17 protein-coding genes are annotated in these 21,328 nt (G+C 53.0%); 15 read left to right on the top strand and 2 right to left on the bottom strand.

Annotated features, from left to right (window positions below; translation table 11 throughout):
• Window positions 1-610, top strand: a 610-nt coding sequence (locus PAT3040_RS36950; RefSeq protein WP_507763367.1) for an ATP-binding cassette domain-containing protein, incomplete at its 5' end; no start/stop codon positions are given.
• Window positions 611-697: 87 nt separating this feature from the next.
• On the top strand, window positions 698-1,384 hold the full coding sequence (locus tag PAT3040_RS11945; RefSeq protein ID WP_181376577.1) for a metallophosphoesterase: 687 nt from the start codon (window positions 698-700) through the stop codon (window positions 1,382-1,384).
• Window positions 1,385-1,444: 60 nt separating this feature from the next.
• Here the strand turns inward: PAT3040_RS11945 and PAT3040_RS11940 are convergent, their stop codons facing one another.
• Window positions 1,445-2,776 (bottom strand): glycoside hydrolase family 28 protein, encoded by a 1,332-nt coding sequence (locus tag PAT3040_RS11940; protein ID WP_108992835.1) that lies wholly within the window; start codon window positions 2,774-2,776, stop codon window positions 1,445-1,447.
• Window positions 2,777-2,778: 2 nt separating this feature from the next.
• Entirely contained in the window at window positions 2,779-3,645 is an 867-nt protein-coding gene (locus tag PAT3040_RS11935) for an AraC family transcriptional regulator (protein ID WP_181376576.1), read from the bottom strand.
• A 185-nt stretch (window positions 3,646-3,830) separates the two neighbouring features.
• On the opposite strand from PAT3040_RS11935, the gene PAT3040_RS11930 reads away from it, so the two are divergent.
• The 13 genes from PAT3040_RS11930 to pssA all read left to right on the top strand — a co-directional run bounded on the left by PAT3040_RS11930 (window position 3,831) and on the right by pssA (window position 20,880).
• A complete protein-coding gene (locus tag PAT3040_RS11930) occupies window positions 3,831-5,078 on the top strand; it encodes a response regulator transcription factor (RefSeq protein ID WP_108992833.1) in 1,248 nt (415 codons plus the stop codon).
• Between the two features lie 5 nt (window positions 5,079-5,083).
• Window positions 5,084-6,910: a cache domain-containing sensor histidine kinase gene (locus PAT3040_RS11925; protein WP_108992832.1), complete on the top strand. Its 1,827-nt coding sequence runs from the start codon at window positions 5,084-5,086 to the stop codon at window positions 6,908-6,910.
• A 230-nt stretch (window positions 6,911-7,140) separates the two neighbouring features.
• A complete protein-coding gene (locus PAT3040_RS11920; RefSeq protein ID WP_258234949.1) occupies window positions 7,141-8,052 on the top strand; it encodes an ABC transporter permease in 912 nt (303 codons plus the stop codon).
• Window positions 8,053-8,063: 11 nt separating this feature from the next.
• Complete coding sequence (locus PAT3040_RS11915; RefSeq protein ID WP_087570266.1) at window positions 8,064-8,945, top strand: carbohydrate ABC transporter permease; 882 nt, start codon at window positions 8,064-8,066, stop codon at window positions 8,943-8,945.
• A 58-nt stretch (window positions 8,946-9,003) separates the two neighbouring features.
• Window positions 9,004-10,581: an extracellular solute-binding protein gene (locus PAT3040_RS11910; RefSeq protein WP_108992831.1), complete on the top strand. Its 1,578-nt coding sequence runs from the start codon at window positions 9,004-9,006 to the stop codon at window positions 10,579-10,581.
• Window positions 10,582-10,624: 43 nt separating this feature from the next.
• Window positions 10,625-11,641, top strand: coding sequence for a Gfo/Idh/MocA family protein (locus PAT3040_RS11905; protein ID WP_087570268.1), 1,017 nt, complete (start codon window positions 10,625-10,627; stop codon window positions 11,639-11,641).
• Window positions 11,642-11,679: 38 nt separating this feature from the next.
• Window positions 11,680-12,645 (top strand): Gfo/Idh/MocA family protein, encoded by a 966-nt coding sequence (locus tag PAT3040_RS11900; protein ID WP_087570269.1) that lies wholly within the window; start codon window positions 11,680-11,682, stop codon window positions 12,643-12,645.
• Complete coding sequence (locus PAT3040_RS11895; protein WP_108992830.1) at window positions 12,642-13,505, top strand: sugar phosphate isomerase/epimerase family protein; 864 nt, start codon at window positions 12,642-12,644, stop codon at window positions 13,503-13,505. Before PAT3040_RS11900 ends, PAT3040_RS11895 begins: the two co-directional genes overlap by 4 nt.
• A gap of 26 nt (window positions 13,506-13,531) precedes the next feature.
• The gene (locus PAT3040_RS11890) at window positions 13,532-15,346 is read left to right on the top strand and encodes an amylo-alpha-1,6-glucosidase (RefSeq protein WP_108992829.1); all 1,815 of its coding nucleotides are present in this window, start codon (window positions 13,532-13,534) and stop codon (window positions 15,344-15,346) included.
• Window positions 15,347-15,349: 3 nt separating this feature from the next.
• Window positions 15,350-16,708 (top strand): FAD-dependent oxidoreductase, encoded by a 1,359-nt coding sequence (locus PAT3040_RS11885; protein ID WP_108992828.1) that lies wholly within the window; start codon window positions 15,350-15,352, stop codon window positions 16,706-16,708.
• 884 nt (window positions 16,709-17,592) lie between these two features.
• Complete coding sequence (gene radA / locus PAT3040_RS11880) at window positions 17,593-18,960, top strand: DNA repair protein RadA (RefSeq protein ID WP_087570273.1); 1,368 nt, start codon at window positions 17,593-17,595, stop codon at window positions 18,958-18,960.
• 15 nt (window positions 18,961-18,975) lie between these two features.
• Entirely contained in the window at window positions 18,976-20,052 is a 1,077-nt protein-coding gene (gene disA, locus PAT3040_RS11875) for a DNA integrity scanning diadenylate cyclase DisA (RefSeq protein ID WP_087570274.1), read from the top strand.
• Between the two features lie 87 nt (window positions 20,053-20,139).
• Window positions 20,140-20,880: a CDP-diacylglycerol--serine O-phosphatidyltransferase gene (pssA, locus tag PAT3040_RS11870; protein WP_108992827.1), complete on the top strand. Its 741-nt coding sequence runs from the start codon at window positions 20,140-20,142 to the stop codon at window positions 20,878-20,880.
• The last annotated feature ends 448 nt before the right edge of the window (window positions 20,881-21,328 follow it).

Genomic DNA, 21,328 nt, shown 5'->3' with positions numbered 1-21,328 from the left:
CGAGCCGTTGTCCAATCTGGACATGAGGCTGCGAATCGAGATGCGCGCGGAGATGGCGTATTTGTTCCGCTGCTTGGGTACAAGCGTGTTCCATGTCACCCATGATCCCGAAGAGGCGTTCTCGATGGCGGATCGGCTGCTCATCATGCGCAAGGGCAATATCGATCAGATCGGAACGCCGCAGGAGTGCTTCAGTCGTCCCGCCAGCCGCCATGCCGCTTCATTGCTGGGCGCGATCAACCGGCTGCAGGGCATGAAGGAAGGCACGCCGGGAGGCACGGCAATCCGTTTGCCTTCGGACGGCGCGATATACGGCATATCCGGCGCGGAAGCTGCGGATGCGCAGGTCGGTTCCGCCATGGAGCTGCTATTCCGTCCGGAGGATCTGGTTCTGACGGAGGAAGAAAATTTTGAAGCCGAAGGCAATAATAAGCTCCGTCTGCGCATCCGTTATTGCACCTTCGAGGGCAATCGCTGGAGATCGGCCGCGGATACGACCGATGGTCAACCGCTGTATTTGTTGACGGACTATCCGCTCGATGCCGATCAGCAGGTCGTGGCGGCGCTGCCCGCTTCCAAGTCGTTTCTATATGCCAAAAACGATGATTAGAACGGGCTTACGGAACTGAGAAACGGCTTGCACGCCGTCATGGAACGGCGTCAACCGTTGTTAACCAACTATCGAAGAGGAATGTTCATGATGCAGTTCATGCAGTTTAAGCCTACCCTATCACGACTATTGGTTATATCGGATATTCACGGCCACGAAGAAGGATTGGCGCAGCTGCTGCACCGTGCGGATTACTCGCCGCAGACAGACAAGCTGATTCTGTTGGGGGATTACGTGGATACGGATCCGTCCACCTGGCGTACATTGGATACGGTTGTCGATCTCGTATCGCAAGGAGCCGTCGCGCTGCAAGGCAATGCGGAACGGAGTTTGCTGGCTTCAGGTCCTGACTTGGCGGGCCGGCTGTCGCCTCATATGCTCGACTGGATGGAACGGCTGCCGCTATATTGGAGCGTAGAGACCTATTTGTTTGTACATGCGGGCATTCGGCATGGGGTGCCGCTTGAGCGGCAGACCGCAGAGGATTTGACCGAAATTCGGGATGACTTCTGGAATCGCGAGCCGGCGGGAGGGCAGACGGTTGTATTCGGCCATACGCCAACCTTCAAGTTAGGTTCCCCGCCGGGAGAGCTGTGGTTTGCGCCTGGCAGAATCGGAATCGATTGCGGAGCCAAACATGGGAAACGGCTGGCGCTGCTTGATCTTCGGGATGGGGTCAGCTACAGCTGTTCGACAAATCCGGAACGAATGTATACGGATTGGCGTGTCGAACGCATGAAGATGCATCGCAGCGCAAGCCTTTCGGACAGATGACATTAAGGCTATCGGGAATATTGTTATGCTATTGAGATGTGATCGGCGTCGCCCGTTCGGCTACTCCAGCCGCCAGTTGCGGCAATGGTCCTGCTGCACCGGCGCGATGCCGGATTGCAGCGGGTTATGGTTGATGTTCCGCGCGTAACCGTCTTCGATATGGCTGAGGTACAATAAGCCGCGATCAAGAATGGCGACGTCAGGGTTGTCCTTCCGGAATGTCATTCCATTAATATATAATCCTCGCACATGGGCGGCAACGAATTGATAGGGCTGAGCCGCATAGTTGAACGCATCGGGATCGGCATCGCAGCGGCTGGTGCCCGTCGCCTTGGTCATTTGGCTGAAATCTTCCTCTTCGCCGGTCATGCTGTTGGTGAAGTTGTTGAAAGTAATATTCTCGACGGGATGTTCGGCCGTCCCTTCGATGAAGATGCGTCCCGGTCCCGTCAATATTATATTGTCAAATACGATATTGCGGATGGAGACGGGCTTGGAAGATTGATAATAACGCGGCGTTATATCGATTAGGAAAGGGAACTTGAATGCGGCATGAATAATCAGGTTGGAGAACACCAGATTCTCGTACGGGCCGCCATCCTTCAAGTAAAGAGATAATCCGATCGTCGAATCGTGCACGACGCAATTGGCGATTGTGACGTTGCGGATCGGCCCTTCGCTTTCGGTGCCGAATTTGATCGCCTGGCAACGCGAACGCAGGACACAGCCCGACACCGTCACATTTTCGCATGCGAAACCGTCAATGCTCTTGAATACAATGCTGTCGTCGCCGGATTCGATATTGCAGTCGCTGATCTGAACGTTGCGGGAACCGTCAATGCCGATGCCGTCCGTGTTAATGCGGTTGCGATTATTGCGAATCGCAACCCGGCTGATCATCACGTCTTCGCACTGCTGCACATGCAAGGTCCAGCTGTCGGAGTGCCGGATCGTAATGCCGTCGACCCGTACCCCGCTGCAGCCGGTGAACAGCAAGGTGCCGATGCGCATCGGTACCAGACGGTTCTCGGGAAACCATAAATCCTCTGTGCCGCCCCCGTTTATTTCCCCTTCTCCGGTAATTCTGCAATTGCTTACTTCGCGAGCCAGCAACAAAATATAAGTAGCGCGAGGCGGATTGGTATATGCTTCATAACCGACGGGAGGATACAAGCTCATGTCGGACGAAGCGCGAATAACGGCTTGCATGCCCAGATGCAGATGAACGTTGGATCTAAGCATCAGCGTCCCCGTTACGTAAGTCCCCCGGGGCACATACACGGTTCCGCCTCCCGCCTCGGAGCAGGTGTCAATGGCCCGCTGCAACGCGTATTGATCAAGTGTTTCCCCGTCTCCCGCAGCGCCGAATTGTTTTACATTATAATCGTACATGTTCAGTCGTCCTCCTTGCGACGGAAGTCCCCTTTCGATTCCGACAGCAGCTTGCGGAATAAAGTGGGGCTTGTGCCCGTCGATCTTTTGAACATTCTTTCGAAATGAGCCAGGCTGCCGAACCCCAACATGTCGGCAATCGAAGATACGGAATGCGAGGTTGAGCGCAGCAGTTGCCGAGCTTCCAGCAGCCTGACATGATGGATGTAATCAATAACGGTAAAGCCGGTTGCGCTCTTGAACAAACGAGACAGATGGAAACGGCTGAGCGCGAATCGCTCGGACAACTCCATAATCGTAATGGATCGTCGGTAGTGGGCATTCAAATATTTCATCATTTCGGCAGCACGGTCATGAAAGGCAAGCATTCGATTGTCTGCGGCCGGCTGATGGCGGAACAACGTAATCATAAGCTCCGTGACCAAAGCCTGCATCATATTGCGGCAGCCAGGCTGTCCGCTCTTCCGCTCTTGGAGGAGCCGGAACAACAGATGTTCGACAGCCGCCTGCTCTTCCCGGGACAATCGCAGGACGGAGCTCCCTCTATGGAATAGCTCCGCCGCGTCTATCTCGGTAAGCGGCAGCAACTGCAGACTTTGTTCGTTCAACATGACGAGGAAACGTTGATGTTCGTTCACCGAAGCGGCTATGGTGCGATGGCGGTCATAGGCATTAATGAGCACAAGATCGCCTTTCTTCAGATGATAAGTCGTCTGATTCAAATAAAGAAAACGTTCTCCCGCGTACAGATAATAAATTTCATACGTATTGTGCGCATGAATGCTGGCCATACTGCCGGACACGGCAAATTCGTCCAGACTGATCCGCAAGTCGTCCTGAATATAAGTAATTTGATTATGGGTACCCATGGATGCATCACCGGCTTGATTATAACCATTGCCTGCCTGAAAAGAAAGCATTCTGCTTCAATTCATGCGCACAATCGGTTGCATGGCCAACAATTTCGCACAATCGGTTGTAAATAAGGAGCGGGGCATTGTCTTGCTATAACCCAGCATGTACAATAAATTATTCGTTAGGAGGCGAAGCCGCTATGAAATATCGATTGCTGATCGTGGATGATGAACGGGAAGTCCGGGAAGTACTTTCGGAGATTGTCGATTGGAGCGAACTGGGGTTCGAGGTCGTTCAGACGTTAAAGGACGGCAGAGATACGATTGCTTATCTGGAACAGCAGCTCGTCGATGTTGTATTGTCGGACATTAAGATGACATTCGAGTCGGGAATCGACGTGGCCAGATTTATTAAAGAGCGGCAATTGCCGGTGAAGGTCGTATTGTTAAGCGGCTATCAGGAGTTCCAATTGGCCCAAGAGGCGATTCGAAATGATGTAAGCGATTACTTGCTTAAACCTACCGATCTGGATGAACTATATCGCGTGTTTCGGAACCTCAAGCGAGAGCTGGATGCCGGAGCGGCGGTCAAACAATCCGAGCGCCAGGATCGGGAACGCTTTGCTTCGTATCTGCTATTTCAATCGGACGCGGCAGCCGAAGAGATTGCCCGGCACCTTGAGCAGCTTAACGCCGCCGTTGACCCGATGCGGGAACCTTGCGCCTTATTGGAAGTGACGGTCACCAAGGATAGCGGAGGGTTGTCCAGGGCGGATGTGGCGAGCAGCAAGAAACTTCTGGCCAATATGGCGGCGGGCCAGTTCCCGTCCTGGCTGATGCTGTTGGATGAGCGCGAGCAGCCACCTTATTACGCCGTTATATGTATGCCGACGGAGCAGCAGCAGTTGTATGACCAAATGCAGAATTCCTTGCAGCGGCTAAATAATATTACGGCGCTTAAAGCACAATTGGTTGGGTTCCAGCGATTTGACAACCTCGCGACGCTGCTGGTCGAATATCGGAGCCGCGATCCGCTGAGTGCGTCGTCCGACGTGAAGCAGGAAGCGGCGGTCGGACCGCAGCGGCGGGACGGCGATGTGTCCCCAAGCAGCGGTAGTCAGTCTGGCGGCGGCAAATGGGCGATTCGCCAGGCCGTCGCTTACATTGAAGAGCATTACCATAAAAACTTGTCTTTGGAGCTGGTGGCGGGCCAGGTCCATCTGAATCCGGTTTATTTCGGGCAGCTGTTCAAGAATGAAACGAATCAGAACTTCTCCGATTATCTGGTGGAGGTGCGATTGAAACACGCCAAGGAGTTGCTTCGTTCGACGCCGTTCAAAATTTACGAAATTTGCGACAAGGTTGGCTATAAGGATCTGAAATACTTTTATAAGCTGTTCAAGAAACATGAAGGGGTAACGCCAAGCGAATATCGGGACAGGAGTTAACGCCATTGGATAAAGCAAGCGGGGTGAAAGCGATGAGCGGTTGGGGAAATATGTGGCGCGACTTTCGAGAATACAGGCGCAACAGCATTCTTGTGCGAAATTTCCTGATTACGTTGCTGTTGTTAATGGTGCCCCTCGGCGTTGTTCATTTGTTGGTATATGCCTATAACGATACCATCAACAGGGAAGAAATTAGCCGTTCGCATATGAACGAGCTGGAACGGTTTAAAGATGCAATGGACAACTCGTTGTTCAATCTGGAGAATCTGTCTCTGCAAATGGCCAGCCAAACCGACTTTGCGTCAGTCGGGAAAGGGAACTTCGACTTTCCGCTTAAATACGAGCAGTTAAACAAAATCCGCCGCATTCAAGATGCGATGTTAATGGCGCAGCTGACGAACACCAGCCTCGAGTCCATATTTGTATTTGTCAAGGATAAACAGTACTTGATTGCTGGAACTAGCGGAGGGAATATCAACAAATATGATGTGGATTGGTGGTACGATGTTTATCGCGATCGCCAGGATACAACCAGCTCATGGACGCAATTTCTGAGAAGCGGCACGGGAAGCAATGACGAATCCCCTGATTTTTTGGCGCATTTCCGTCAGTTGCCCATCTATGGTTCGTCGTCCGAAAAGTCCGGCGTGTTGTTTGTATCCTTTAACATGAATCCGCTTAAGCCGTTCTTAAGCATGCAAGCCGGGAAGCTGTATATTATCGATTCGCAGCAACGGATTATATATGCTCCCCAAGCGGATAGGATTGGCAGTGAATTTTCCGAACTGGAGCCGAATGCCGCGCATGCGGTCGAACAAAGTACGGTGTCCGAAATTATTCATTCCGGCGGGATGGATTATACGCTGTCTGCCGTGCCGTCCGGTTACCGGGACTGGCAATATGTATCGGTATTGCCCCTGCGGCATTATTACGCCAAACAAGTGAAGTTCAGGCAATTTATGATCATGCTGGTGCTTCTGGCCTTGGTGTCCAGTTTGTTGTTCGCGCTGGTCATTTCTTTGCAAAATTACCGTCCGATCAGCGGGATCTTGTCCATGCTGAAACGAGGGGAAGGAGAGACCGGCAGTCGCCGCGGCAAGCTGAACGAAATCAAATACATATCATCCAGCATTTCCAGCTCCAACGAGCAGCGGCAAGAGATGGAGCGGGAACTGCAGCATCGTTACGAGCTGTTGAAGAAGTCGCAAGCCATTGCGTTGCAGGCGCAGATCAAACCCCATTTCCTGTACAACACGCTGGAATTGATTAATATGAAAGCGATTCGGATGACGCGCGGGAAAAATGACGTGTCGGACATGATTCTCGCGTTGTCCCGGCTGCTGCGGTTAAGTCTCATTACGGAGGATGACATTATTCCGCTGCGCAAGGAGTTGGAGCATGCCCAGCTCTATATTCAATTGCAGCAGCTGCGTCTGGACGGGGGGCTTGAAGTGATCTGGAAAATCAATGAAAACATACTCGAATACGATACGATCAAGCTGACCCTGCAGCCTATTCTGGAAAATGCCGTCTATCACGGCATTCAGCCATCTTCGCGGCAAGGCGTGATCAGTATCGTCGGTTATGCGGAGGCGGACGCCGTCATTCTGAAAGTCAAAGACAATGGCGTAGGATTGCCGCGCGCTGTTGCGGATGAAGTGAACCAAAGCTTTCTGCAAACGCCGATCAGACAGAATGAGAGCATCGGGTTAAGAAATGTCAATCAGCGTATTCAACTGGTGTTCGGCAGCGAATACGGATTGCGTCTGGCCAGCCGCGAAGGCGAAGGAACACTGGTCGAGATGAGGCTGCCGAAACGAACTCGGGAATAAAACTTCCCCTGCTGCCATCAAACACGAACGGAGCCGGATCCCGGTACGATAACCGCTGCGCGAGCGATAGTCGTGTTATCGCAAGGTGTTGCGGCTCCAATCTGGATTTTACCCCCCTTAACCTCGAAATGAAAACCTTTACATGCTCCCACTAAACATAGATTTGACCGGATTTCTCGTTGCCGTGCGTTTCCTTACAATAAAGGAAACCGAAGAAAAGGTGTGATAAGGTGGGACGTTCGGGCAATCTACCCTATTTAATTCGCAACAAGTGGCTTTATATTTTCCTGATTCCCGGTATCTTGTATTTGCTTGTATTCAAATATTTGCCGATGGCGGGACTGGTTATCGCCTTTAAAGATTTAAGTTTGACCAAAGGCATCGTGGATAGCGAGTGGGTTGGCTGGTATCACTTTGAAACCTTGTTTCAATCCAGCAATTTCTACCGCATTCTCAAAAACTCCTTGCTGCTGAGCTTTTATCAGATCGTATGGGGGTTCCCGGCGCCAATCATTCTGGCGCTGACGCTGAATGAAATCCGGCACATGTTTTTTAAGCGGATAACACAAACGATTCTGTATTTGCCCCATTTTATTTCGTGGGTCGTGCTTGCCGGCATCGTTATGAGTTTTTTGTCTCCATCGACGGGAATCGTAAACCATGTATTAAATACAATGGGGTTCGAATCCGTTCCTTTTCTGCTTAAACCGGAATATTTCAGGACGATCATCGTTAGCGCGGAGATATGGAAGGAAGTCGGCTGGGGAACGATTATTTATTTTGCGGCGATGTCCGGCATTGATCCCACTTTGTATGAATCGGCCACAATCGACGGCGCCGGCCGCATGCGCAAAATGTGGCATATTACGTTGCCGGGCATATCCGCGACCATTGTGATCTTGCTGCTCTTGAAGCTCGGCAACATTCTCGAAAACGGTTTCGAACAAATTTACCTGCTTTACAATCCGATGACTTACGCCACCGGAGACGTATTCGAAACTTATACGTATCGGATCGGCTTGCAGCAAGGCCGAATATCGTACGGAACGGCGGTGGGCATGTTTAAGGCGCTGGTCGGATTTACGCTGATTATCATGGCCAATTCTGTATCGCGCAAACTTAGCGGAAAATCGATTTGGTAAGGGGAGACAGCATGAATACGAAAACCCGCTTTAGTTGGTTTGACGGCATTAACTATTTGCTTGTAATCATTGTGTGCGCGGCGACACTGTATCCGTTCCTCAATGTACTGGCCGTTTCTTTAAGCTCGTACAGCGCTTATGTGGAGAATCCGTTGCGAATTTGGCCCAAAGACATGAATCTGGCGGCTTATAAGGAAATTATGATTCACCCGGTGTTATGGTCCAGCTATCGCAACAGCATCATTGTAACGGCGTGCGGCGTGGCGGGAGGCATGCTGCTCTATATTCTGAGCGCATATCCCCTGTCCAAGCGGCATCTGAAGGGCCGCAAAATCATCATGGTATTTATCGTATTTACGATGCTGTTCAACGGCGGCATTATTCCCAACTTCTATTTGATGCGTTCGTTGGGATTGATCGATACATTGGCGGCAATCGTGCTTCCGATGATGTTTTCCGGCTTCAACCTCATATTGATGAAGACGTTTATGGAGAACATTCCGGAGGAACTGGAAGAAGCGGCCAAGATGGACGGGGCATCGGAACCGTATATCCTGTTCCGTATTATTGTACCGTTGTCCAAGCCGATTATCGCGACGTTATGTTTGTTCACTGCCGTCACGTATTGGAACAATTTCTTCCAGGCCATCATTTATATCCGCAGCGTAGACAACTGGCCGCTCATGCTGTTTCTCAAAGAGATCATATCCAGCGCGAGCCTGGCCGCGATGAGCAGCGGCGGCAATTCGGCCGAACAAGGCATTATGGACGTCAGACCGGAGACGTTGCAATACGCGACTTTAATGGTCGTTATGCTTCCGATCCTGTGCATATACCCGTTTGTGCAAAAATATTTCGTGAAGGGCATCATGCTCGGTTCAGTAAAAGGTTAACTTGCGGTAGTAGGCGTCTAAACGCTTATTATAGATATGACAAAGGGAGGACATCCGTATGACAAAAAAAACGAAAAGTTTGGTCGTTGTGATGGCCGTTACGGCCATGATGCTTGCCGCGTGTTCGGGCAACGGGAATAACAACGGAGAGCAAGCGACCGCGAAGCCGGAAGCGACTGGCAATACGAACGGGAACGCAGGGGAGGGCAAACAGGAAGAACCGGTTAGTGTCAAAGTGTTAGCCAATTTCGGCCGGGCCGATCTGACGGAAAACGAAAAAGCGTTTTTCCAGAAAGTGAACGACGCGCTAAACATTGATTTTCAATTGATTATCCCGCCATCCTCGGGGTACGCGGAGCAGCTGCAATTGACGCTTATTTCCGGCGATGTGCCCGATGTCGTGTTTTTCCCAAGCGAGCAAGATGAAATGTTTATAAACGCGGTAAGAGACGGCGCCGTTATTCCGATCAACAGCTACCTGGAAAATTCCGAGAATCTGAAAAACTACAGCTACGAACATTCCTGGGAAGCGTTGAAGACGATGCGCGACGACAATATTTATGGCGTTCCGCGCACTTCCATTACAAGGAACGACGGTTTTATGGTGAGGAAGGACTGGCTAAATAATCTGGGTATGGAAATTCCGGCCGACAACGAGGTGACGCTGGAGCAATTTAACGAAATTCTTCGCGCGTTTACTTTCGACGATCCCGATCGGGACGGCAAGCAAGACACGTATGGCGTAGGCTCGTACGTGGATGCCAATAAGGTGCTGCTGCCCGTTCTCGTCTCCGAGCTTGGCCATTACGGCTGGCAGAAGTCTACGGACGGCTCTTATCCGTTCATGCTGCCCGAATATGACGCGCAAAGCGATGTGTACAAGAACATTCTGTTGTATACGCAGAAGCTGTACGCAGAGGGCATTCTTGATCCGGATTCCCCCCTTAATGATTCCGCCGCTGCAAGCGAACGGTTCAAGCAGGGCGTCACCGGCGTGATTAGAGGATTCGCGGGCCACGTCAATGCGCAGGAAAAGGTGCTAAAGGATATTGATCCGCAAGCGGAGCTGACTTATCTATTCGTTAAAGGGCCGGAAGGCAAAGTGCAGGGTACGGGTTATGGAACCGGCATATGGGGCGTCTGGGCTGTAACGGCCGAATCCGAACATCCGGAGAAGGTTGTGCAGGCATTCGATTATATGTTGTCCGAGGAGGGCTGGGATTACCTGTATAACGGCATCGAAGGCGTGGACTACAAGTTGGTGAATAACGAAAAGGTCTACAATCCCGATATTTCCAGAGGGATCGCGACCAGTATTATGCGCCGTCATAACGCTCCGGAATTTTTCCTGGATCCAACGAAGTTTACAAAGGCGGAGCTGGATCGCGTCAGCCCATGGGTAGACAAGGCGGTTGCGACGGTCGTGACTTCGATGGACAAAGGTTACGTGCCTCCGGCTGCGAGAGAACCTCAGTATATGGACTATAAGCTGACATGGGATGAGTTGACCACCAAAATCATGTTGGGCGATCTGCCGATTGATCAGTTGGATAAGGCGCGCGCGGATTGGTACAAAAATGGCGGCGAGCAATATTTAAAGGAAATGAACGAATATATTCAATCGCTTGAAAATTAAGGCGGAGACCGGTCTTGAACAAGGCGATGAGGGAGGGGATATCATGTCGAAATTGCGTTTTGCGGTAGTCGGCAGCGGCTGGGTTGCCGGGGAATATATGAAAGCGATTAACGCGCATACGGATGCGGAGATAGGCGCTGTTGTCAGCAGAAGCAGGGAGTTTGCCGCGGAGAAGCTTGCGGCGTTGGGCATTGACGCGCCGATTGCGGCAAGTTACGAGGAAGTGCTGAACGATTCCCGGATCGATGCGGTTGTATTGTGCTCCACCCCGGAACAACGCGCCGAGCAGACGATTGCCGCTGCCCGTCGCGGCAAACATATTGTCATGGAAAAGCCGCTTGCGCTGAACCGCCGGGAGCTATGGAATATGGCGGAAGCGCTGGAGCAGCATCCCGTGCATACTGTCGCGAGCTTCGTCTTGCGCTGGAACCCGTCCTTTAACAACACCAAAGCGTTAATAGAAGACGATGCGATCGGGCGCGTCTATATGGCGCAGATCGACTACTGGCATCATGTAGGCAAACAATATTCGCAATACCGCTGGAGCAAAACGATGGAATTGGGCGGCAGCAGCATGTTGTCGGCAGGCTGTCACGCGGTGGACGCCGTCCGCTATTTCGCTGGAGACATTGTGGAGGTTTCCGCGTTTGGCTGCAGGACATGGGCGGATTCCGACTACGGCTTCGATCCGAACGCGATCGCTATATTCAAATTAAAGAATGGCGGCATCGGCAAGGTTTCGTCGTCGCTGGAATGCAAGACGCCGTACATCTTTAACGTTCATTTGTTAGGCGAGCAAGGAGCGATCATGAACAATCGGCTGTTCAGTCACAAGCTGCCCGGTCAAACCGATTATACCGTCATTCCGACCATACTTCCGGACAGCGGCGACGTGAGCCATCATCCATTCGTCGAAGAAATCAATGAATTTGTGGCATCGGTCCGAAGCGGCGCGGCAACCCGCTGCACGTTCCAGGATGCATACAAATCGATGGAGGTTTGTTTCGCCATCGACGAATCGATTGCCAGCGGCAAAACCGTCATTCTGCCGTCGGCATAAGGCGTACGGCGGAAGCGTAGAGAAAGAGAGGGATTTATATGGTCAACATTGGATTTATCGGAGCAGGGGGAATTACCCAAAACCATATTCAAGCTCTAAAGCTGCTCTCGAACGCGCAGGTCGTGAGCGTATACGACGCGAACCGGGAGGCTGCGGTCCGATTGTCGGAGGCGACCGGCGCGCAGGTCATGGACAGCGCCGATCAGGTTCTGGACCGTTCGCGAATCGACGCCGTCTATATTTGCACGCCGCAATTCGCCAGGGGAAATCTGGAGGAAACCGCGGTCGAGCGGGGCATCCATCTGTTTGTCGAGAAGCCGCTTGGCATTGACCTGGAGGTCGCTCTCAAGAAAGCGGAAATGATCGAGCAGTCGGGTCTTATTAATGCCGCAGGTTATTGCCTGCGGTATTACGACACGCTGCAAGAGGTCAAACAATATTTGCAAGGCAAACATGTTCACTTGATCCAGGCCCATCGGTTCGGCACGGCGCATTCCAGTCGCTGGTGGTGGCAGCTTGAACAATCGGGCGGACATCTGGTGGATGCGGTAACGCATCAGGTCGACTTGATCCGTTATCTGGTTGGCGAATTTAGCGAAGTGTACAGTCAGAGTAGCAATAGCGCTTTCGCGCGAATGAAGCAGGAGTCCACGATCTATGACGCGGGAGCGCTCTCGTTCGGACTGGAGTCCGGAGCAGTGGGGAGTATTACAGAATCTTGCCTCTCTCCTTATTGCCGGGGTTCGGAGATCAAGTTGTTCGGCGCCGACTTCTATGTCCACATCGAGAACAACAAGAAGGTGACGATTATGGACGGCAGCCGCCATATTACCCAAACCTCGCAATTAAACGCCATGTACGAAGAAAACCGCGCTTTCGTCAACGCTGTGGAGAGCGGCAGACAGGACTTGATTCTGAGCAGCTATGCGGATGGGGCGAAGACATTGGCGTTTACGCTGGCCGCCAATCGGTCCGCGGCGGAGAAACGAGCGGTGGCGTTATGAAGCTCGGTTTAAGTTCGTATAGTTTGGTGCGACTGCTTCGTTCGGGTGACTGGGAGATTACCGATGTGATCAAGTGGGCTGCGGAACAAGGTGCGGAACATGTCGAGATTGTGCCGGTCGGCTTCGAATGGGGAGAAGGCTTCGGGCTGGTGGACGCCGTCCGTTCGCAAGCGGGCAGCCTGGGCATTGAGATATCCGCTTATACGGTGCCGGCGAACTTCGTGACGGAGACGGAGGAACAATTCGCAGCGGAACTGGAACGGGTATGCAGGCAGGTCGATATTGCGAACCGGCTTGGGGTCAAACAAATGCGGCATGATGTCGGCAAGCGCCCGCCGGGAGAAGCGACGATCATGCGGTTCGGGGAAGACTTGGACAAGATGGTGCATGCCTGTCGCGCGGTAGCCGATTACGCAGCGCAGTATGGCATTACGACAAGCGTGGAGAATCACGGCTATCATATGCAGGCTAGCGAACGGGTGCAATCGCTGATCCATGCCGTAGATCGACCCAATTTCAGGATGACGCTGGATGTAGGCAATTTCCTGTGCGTGGATGAAGATCCGATTGCCGCCGTGACCAAAATGATACGTTACGCTTCGATGGTTCATCTCAAAGATTTCTACCGCCGGCCCGCTCATCGCGATCCGGGGCAAGGCTGGATTCGCAGTTCGTCGGGCAACTACCTGCGCGGCTCCGTATTCGGGCAAGGCGATATCGACGTGTGGGAGCTGCTTAAGGCAATCAAATCATCCGGTTACGACGGTTACTTCTCGCTGGAGTTCGAGGGCATGGAAGAATGCCGTCAAGGTTCGCTCATCGGTTTGGCCAATGCGCGCAAAATCTGGGATGCCGTATAGGCTTGGCATAAAGGAGAGGAATTACATTGTATTCAGCAGAATGCCTTCCAAATGTCATAGGTGAAGGCGGGATATTCGCTTTCTCAGGACTGGACGGGGAAACGAGAGCAGCTTCCGGTTTTGTTGCGACCTGGGGCGCGTCGCCTTATTCGCTGTTGTTCCACACGGCCAAGCGGCGCGTGCTGGAAGTGAGCGCACCGGAAGAGACGATGACGGAATGGGTCACCGGAGACGCTTGCCGCTTCGCAACGCCCGTCGGTTCGGGCACTTTCGTGTATGGGGCCTGGCATACGTTGATGGGAACGATCCCTTCGGATGTAAGGGTGAGTCTGCGGTTAGAGGACGGGGCGGAGGCTGTCGGCTGTCCGCAGCCGGTATCCGGGGCCGCAGCAAGCTGCATGGCGTCGGACGATGAAGACAATGGCGAATATATCGTATTGGCGAAACAAGCGGAACGGTTCGCCGTCAGCTTCGGAGCAACGCGGGAGGAAGCCGAGGAACGCGCTTGCGCGGGGCTTCAGCTTGACGTAGAGCAAGCCGTGAGCGACAGATTGGTGTGGCTTGCGCGCGTCCCTGTACTGGAGGATAATCGCCGGACAAGGCTGCTGTACAAATGTTTCAGCGTTATGAAGGCGAATACACTGGCGGCGGAAGCCGGCTTCGGGCAAATGTGGTCCACTCCCGACAGAGTGCCTCACAAGGATATGTGGCTCTGGGACACCGCGTTTCATTCCTTCGGGATGAACAAGCTGGATCCGGATGCGGCATGGCAATGTCTGAAGACGATGCTGGAAGCTATACGGCCGGACGGCATGATGCCTCATCAGATCAACCCGTTTGGCAAATACAGCCGCATAACCCAACCCCCGATTCTGGCTTGGGGGGTATGGGCTAATTATTGCGCGGAGCCTGACGCCGCCAAGCTGCGCTACGCGCTGCCTTACTTGCAGCGTTATCTGGCATGGAATTTGGAGCATCGCGATCGGAACCGCAACGGGCTGTTCGAATGGGAAATCCATGGGGATCCGCTTTGCCGCTCGGGCGAATCGGGAATGGACAACTCGGCCCGGTTCGATGAAGCCGCGGATCTCGACGCGGTCGACTTTTCTACGTTTATGGCTTGCGATATGAAATATGTCGCTTGGATTGCCGCGGAATTGGGGCAGGAGGATGTTGCGCGGACATGGCGCGAACGGGCGAAACAAACGGCGGATCGTATTATTGTAGGCTTTTGGAACGAAGAAGACGGATTTTATTATGACAAACACGGGGACGGACGACTGAGCACAGTGAAGGCGGTCAGCGGATTCCTGCCGTTGCTGCTCGAAGAGCTTCCCGAACGCCATGCGGAACGATTGATCGGGATGTTAAATGATCCGAAGCACTTTGCCGCCGAATATCCGATTCCGAGCCTGGCGCTTTCGGAGCCGGCATGGGGAACCGATATGTGGCGGGGGCCGGCCTGGATCAATATGAACTACATGATTGTCCAGGGTCTGAAGCTCCACGGGCGAACGCAGGAGGCTGACAAGCTGGCGGAGCGAACGATCGATCTGGTTCAACGCTATGTCGAACGCTACGGGGTTACCTTTGAATATTACGATTCCAGCGATCGCCTGCCTCCGGTAGACTGCGATCGCAAGGGCCCGCCGGCAGATCGTTATAATATCCGTCACAAGATGGACAGCATCCGCGACTATCATTGGACGGCCGCGCTGACTGCTTGTTTGCTGCTGGAGAAGGATACTGATGTCAACATGGAGGGCGGCATAGCTGTCAACAGGCATGATGAGCAGCCGAGCACAGCGGGATGGACTGCACCGTCCGGGAGAGGGGGATGAGGGATGGCAACTCTTCATCATTATGAAATCGTTGTGATTGGTGCGGGAGTCGGCGGAATTTGCGCCGCGCTGGCGGCCGGCAGATTACGCAGGCGCGTGCTGCTGATCGACTGCGGCAAGGAAGCAGGGGGGACAGGCGTGCATACGTCTGTTTCTCTTGTCTGCAAATTCAGGGGAACCGATGGTACCGTGATCAATAACGGCATTCATCGCGAATTGTTCCCGCAGGCATATGCGGTTGGAAGAGGGCTGTTCGGGGAAGAGGACGATGTGCCGACGTACGATGAACAGGAGCTGAAGGCCGCTTATCAGAAGCTGTTGGAGCGGGAGCCTTATGTAACCGTCTGGACGGACAGCGAAGCGACAGAGGTATTTACGGAGCAGCGCGTCAACGCTTCCGGCGAGAAGTCGCGGCGAATCCTGGGTGTGGAGGTCGTCAAAGGCAAGCAACTGCGGATTCGAGTGACGGGAGATCAGTTCCTGGATGCTACTGCCGACGGCAATCTCAGCGCAATGGCGGGAGCGGACTTTCAACTTGGCCGCGAGCAGGACGGCAAGATGCAGACGGCTACAGTGACATTCAAGATGAGCGGATTCCGGACTTCGCTGCTGCAGAATCCGAATGTGCGCACATGGAAAGGCATTCATGCATTGCGCCGGGAACTGACCGGTTATTACGAGCAGATGAAAGCGCTCGGCCAGACGAATAACCCGAGGCCAAGCGTGCTTTGTTTCCCGTATCCGGATGGACAGAGTCTCCTGTTTAATTCAACCGCGGTTACCGATGTCGATCCGACGAATCAAGAATCGGTAGACAGGGGAATGGCGGAAGGAGTCAGACAGGCGGCGGAGCTGATCGAGGCGGTGAAACGCCATCCCGCATTTGCCGATGCGACGGTCGACTTTATTGCGCCGAAGCTTGGCATAAGGGAGGGAAGGCGCGTAGTCGGCGAATATATGCTGACGGCTGACGATTGTTTGACAGCCCGGACCTTCGACGATATGGTAGCTGCGTGCGCATACAGTCTGGACATTCATGATCCGCTTGGCGGAGCATCCAAGCTGACGCCGATTCAAGAACCGGGGTATTATCATATCCCTTATCGCTCGCTTATCGCGAAGGGCTGGGATAATCTGCTGCTTAGCTCGCGTTGTATCAGCGGCAGCCATGAGGCGCACAGCTCGTATCGCATCATGTCCGGCGTAAGCGCGATCGGAGAAGCGGCGGGAACGGCGGCCGCGCTGGCCTTGTGGCTGCGGAAGGAAGACGTTCGCGAGGTATCCGCCGCACGGATCCGTTATGTGCTGCAGACAGCCGGTCAATTCGTGGAAGGCAATGTAGAGAAAGTAACGTTGGGGTAACGAAACGGCGCCGGCCTATGCGGCACGGCTACGCTTGACGTATAGGAAAGTAAATAAATTCTGGTTTGACGAAAGGGAGATCACGCGATTGCGCCTCCTCGAGAGACTTCGATTAAGTGCTCACCGCGGCAGCAAGTGCGAGGAGAAGTCAATCGCATACCGCATCGGAGAATAGAGGGAAAAGCTCCGTATAATCTGGATAAATGGGGCTATCGGCTCGGCTTAGAGGGAAAAGTGCCCTTTAATCGGGGTGATTCTTCCCGAATACCGCACTTTGGCCTGGATTAGAGGTAGGATTTCCCTCTAAAGCGCAAGGAAGGTCGGAGACGGGGCCATTAGAGGGCGTTTTTCCTCTTATTCGAGAGAGGGAAGATCCAACAGTCATGAGCGAAGCAGCTGGCCTTTTTCGCACTAGCACAAAAAGGACCGTCAGGGCGGTTTGTCCCGACGGTTTTCTTTATTGAATTTTTTTGAATCGCGCAGATGAAAGCTTGAGATGGATGGAGTCCGCTTGTCCATCATGAGCTTCCATCTGCCTTTTTCTTTCTTGCAAAGATAGCCGCAAAGTCATGCTCGACACGTTCATTGAAGAAACCGATCTAAAATATTTTTTGCACATAATAAACTAAAGATAATAACTAATTCGTTTTAAATACAAGGTACTATTGATTGTTTTTAATTAATTTCACACATTGACAAGAAATCATCCTCCTAAAAACTATGCGTTTTAACCGATAATAACTTATGAATATGGACTGCGTCCTGAAAACCGATAGGCTAAGTTCACAATGATTTTCGTACATGGTGTGCCTTCCTTGGCGGAGCATATAATGGTAAACTTTGAAGATGAGCAAAAACGGAAGTCGTAAGGGAGCTATCCTCGCATGGCTAAAATAAAAACGAAATTCGTATGCACCGAATGCGGTAACGAGTCGGCAAAGTGGCTGGGCAAATGCCCGGGCTGCCAAGCTTGGAACACGATGGTGGAAGAAAAGGAAACCGTCGTGAAGACGAAGGGCATCGGTTTATCGGGAATCCATACGAAAGAAAAACCACAATCGATCATACACATAGAAAGTGGGCAAGAGCCGCGCATCGAAACCCGGATGGTGGAATTAAACCGTGTGCTGGGAGGCGGCGTCGTGCCGGGCTCGCTCATATTGGTTGGCGGAGATCCGGGTATCGGCAAGTCTACGCTCTTGCTGCAGACGTCGCATGCTTTGGCCGTCAAGGGACTGAAGGTGCTGTACATATCCGGGGAGGAATCCGTAAGGCAGACGAAGCTGAGGGCGGATCGGCTCGGAGCGCTGACGGAAACATTATATGTGCTGTGCGAGACGAATATGGAGCATATTAATGATGCGATCGAATCCATAGATCCGGATTTCCTGGTTATCGACTCCATTCAGACGGTCTACGAACCGCGGGTCGAGTCGGCCCCGGGCAGCGTGTCGCAGGTGAGGGAGTGCACGGCGCACTTCATGCGTACGGCGAAGATTAAAGGCATCGCGACCGTACTGGTCGGCCACGTCACAAAGGAAGGCGCCATCGCCGGTCCTCGTCTGCTGGAGCACATGGTGGACTGCGTGCTGTACTTCGAGGGCGAGCGGCATCATACATACCGGTTGTTGCGCGCGGTAAAGAACAGGTTCGGCTCCACGAACGAGATCGGCATCTTCGAGATGAACGAGGACGGCCTGCGCGAAGTATCCAATCCGTCGGAGCTGTTTCTGTCGGAGCGGCCGCTCGGCGTATCGGGCTCGACGGTCGTGGCCAGCATGGAAGGCACGAGGCCTGTCCTGGTCGAGCTGCAGGCGCTTGTCGCGACGACGAATTTTCCGTCGCCGAGGCGGATGTCGACAGGCATCGACCATCATCGGATGGCCCTTATTATCGCGGTGCTGGAAAAACGCAACGGGATGTTTCTTCAGACGCAGGATGCCTATCTAAACGTTGCCGGCGGCGTAAAGCTCGACGAGCCTGCCGTCGATCTGGCCGCGGCAGTCAGCCTGGCGTCCAGCTTCCGGGATGCGCCTACGAAGCCGTATGATGTTATTTTTGGAGAAGTGGGGCTGACGGGCGAGGTCCGGGCGGTCTCCAGAGCGGAGCAACGGGTAAAGGAAGCCGAGAAGCTCGGCTTCAAGCGGGTCATTATGCCGGAGAAAAGTCTCAAGGGCTGGAAAGCGCCGGACGGAATCGAGATCATCGGCGTAAATACAGTAGCAGAAGCGTTAAAGGCAGCGCTGGGATAGGGGGCAAGAGATAAAATGAAAGAACCGACGCATCAGGAAGTTATGAACCAATTGCTGCAGTTAGTGTCGCCAGGGACCCCGTTCCGCGAAGGGCTGGAAAACGTGCTGCGCGCGAAGACGGGAGCTCTTATCGTCGTGGGCTACAGCCCCGAGGTGATGGAGGTCGTGGACGGAGGTTTCTCCATTAATTGCGATTTCTCGCCGAACTATCTATACGAGCTCGCGAAGATGGACGGAGCCATTATTATGAGCGAGGATATGCGCCGCATTCTGTACGCGAATACGCAGTTGATCCCGAACAGCTCCATCCCGTCGATTGAGACGGGCATACGTCACCGGACGGCGGAGCGCGTAGCCAAGCAGACGGGCAGGTTGGTCGTGTCGATCTCGCAGAGGCGCAATATCATCACCTTGTACCAGGGCAATCTAAGGTACTCGCTTAAGGACATCGGCGTCATTCTGACGAAGGCGAATCAGGCGATCCAGACGCTGGAGAAATACAAGGCGGTCCTGTCGCAATCGCTTACGAATTTGTCGGCTCTGGAGTTCGAAGAGCTTGTGACGCTGCAAGAAGTGGCGCATGTCATTCAGCGCGTGGAGATGGTGCTGCGCGTCAAGCTGGAGATTAACCGTTACATAACGGAGCTCGGCACGGAAGGGCGTCTCGTCAGCATGCAGATGGATGAGCTCGTCGGAGGCGTCGAACAAGATGCATGGAACCTCCTCAAGGATTATGCGAAGGAGAACTCGGATGACAAAATTCGCGAAATTCGCCTCGCTCTGAGGAAGCTTAGCTCAGACGAGCTTCTGGACGAGTCTCCGATCGTACGCCTGATCGGCTATCCTCACACCAACAACATGGCGGACGAATCCGTGCTGCCGAGAGGCTTCAGACTGCTAAACAAAATTCCGCGACTGCCGCAGATCATCATGAACAATTTGGTAGAACGGTTTGGCCGTCTGCCGCATATTCTCATGGCAACGATCGAGGAGCTCGACGAAGTCGACGGCATTGGAGAGGTGCGCGCGCGTGCGATCAAGGACGGACTCAAGCGGATTCAAGAGCAGATGTTCATTGACAGGCAAATTTAATCTCGAGTACAATGGATAGAATGTGTTCCAATCATTGACGTGCGAACAGGCTTAGTCGTGGGGCATAGTAGAGAAGAGGTGGAATAGATGATCTTAAAGTCGATACCGAGCCTTCTCACGGTTGGTAATTTGTTTCTTGGCGTAATAGCCATCCTTATGGTTTTCAACGAAAAGCCGCAAATGGCGGCCATGATGGTGCTGATCGCCATGCTGCTTGACGGCGTGGACGGCCGGGTAGCACGTGCTCTCAACGCGCAGAGCGAGTTCGGCAAGGAGCTCGACTCCTTATCCGATGTCATCTCCTTCGGAGTGGCGCCTGCCTTTATTATGTATGTCGTTGCATTTCAAGATCTCAGTCCGGCGCTTGCTTGGACCGTGACTGCCATCTTCCCCATATGCGGGGCGCTTCGTCTCGCAAGATTCAATGTCATTACAAGCTCGGCGGGTTACTTTATCGGCCTCCCGATACCGGCTGCCGGCGGCGTGCTTGCCACATTGGCGCTGTTTAAGGACGATATTCCGGTAGGCGTCCTGCTGGGAAGTACCATCTTGTTATCCTGCCTGATGGTCAGCACCATTCGGTATCCGAACTTCAAGAAGGTCGGCATTCCGCGGAGCGCGGTCTGGCTCGTGCCGATCGTCGTTGTCGTGTCCGTGGCGCTCGGCTTGTTGTTCGAGAGCCAGCTGTCCAAGATTTTATTCGTTCCTCTCTTGCTGTACGCGCTCTACGGCCTAAAAAAAAACGTTGATCGCAGACTTCCGAAGCTGCGCAAGCGCCGCAAGCTAAAAGAAGAGGAAGAAGCGGCGAAATCCGAGAAGCCGGCGTAGCCTGCTGCAAAACAAACCGTGCATATTCGTATGCACGGTTTTTTGATGTACAGAAAATGATGCAACAATTTAGAATGTGGATAACGAACGGAGCGGGACTGTCGTTGAACTGTGCAGAGGTGAAACTTCGGACAACTGTCCGGTAAGAAATGAACCGGCTGCTTCTACGCTAACGGAAGTGAAAGGCGTTATTTCAGCAAAAAGCACCGCTTCGCGATTCTAATGGAACTGACAGCCCTTATGATGGGCCAAAGTCCTCGGTTTGCCTAGATTTCCCGCGAATAAAGTCGCAGGGTTCCGTTAGATTTTAATATCATGCCAATTAATTAAAATAAGAGTTCTCATTTCCGTTGCAGGTTGGCGATGATCAATTGTAACTCTGATTAGCGTCCATAGGCGTTAGTAACGCTTATGGCTCCAAAAAGTAGGCGAACGAGCAGCTGTAGGC

The organism is Paenibacillus agaridevorans (genome assembly GCF_003112455.1).
Classification (GTDB): Bacteria; Bacillota; Bacilli; order Paenibacillales; family Paenibacillaceae; genus Pristimantibacillus; species Pristimantibacillus agaridevorans.
The sequence above is the reverse complement of the archived record's forward strand: the minus strand, read 5'-3'. Positions and strand labels throughout refer to the sequence as shown.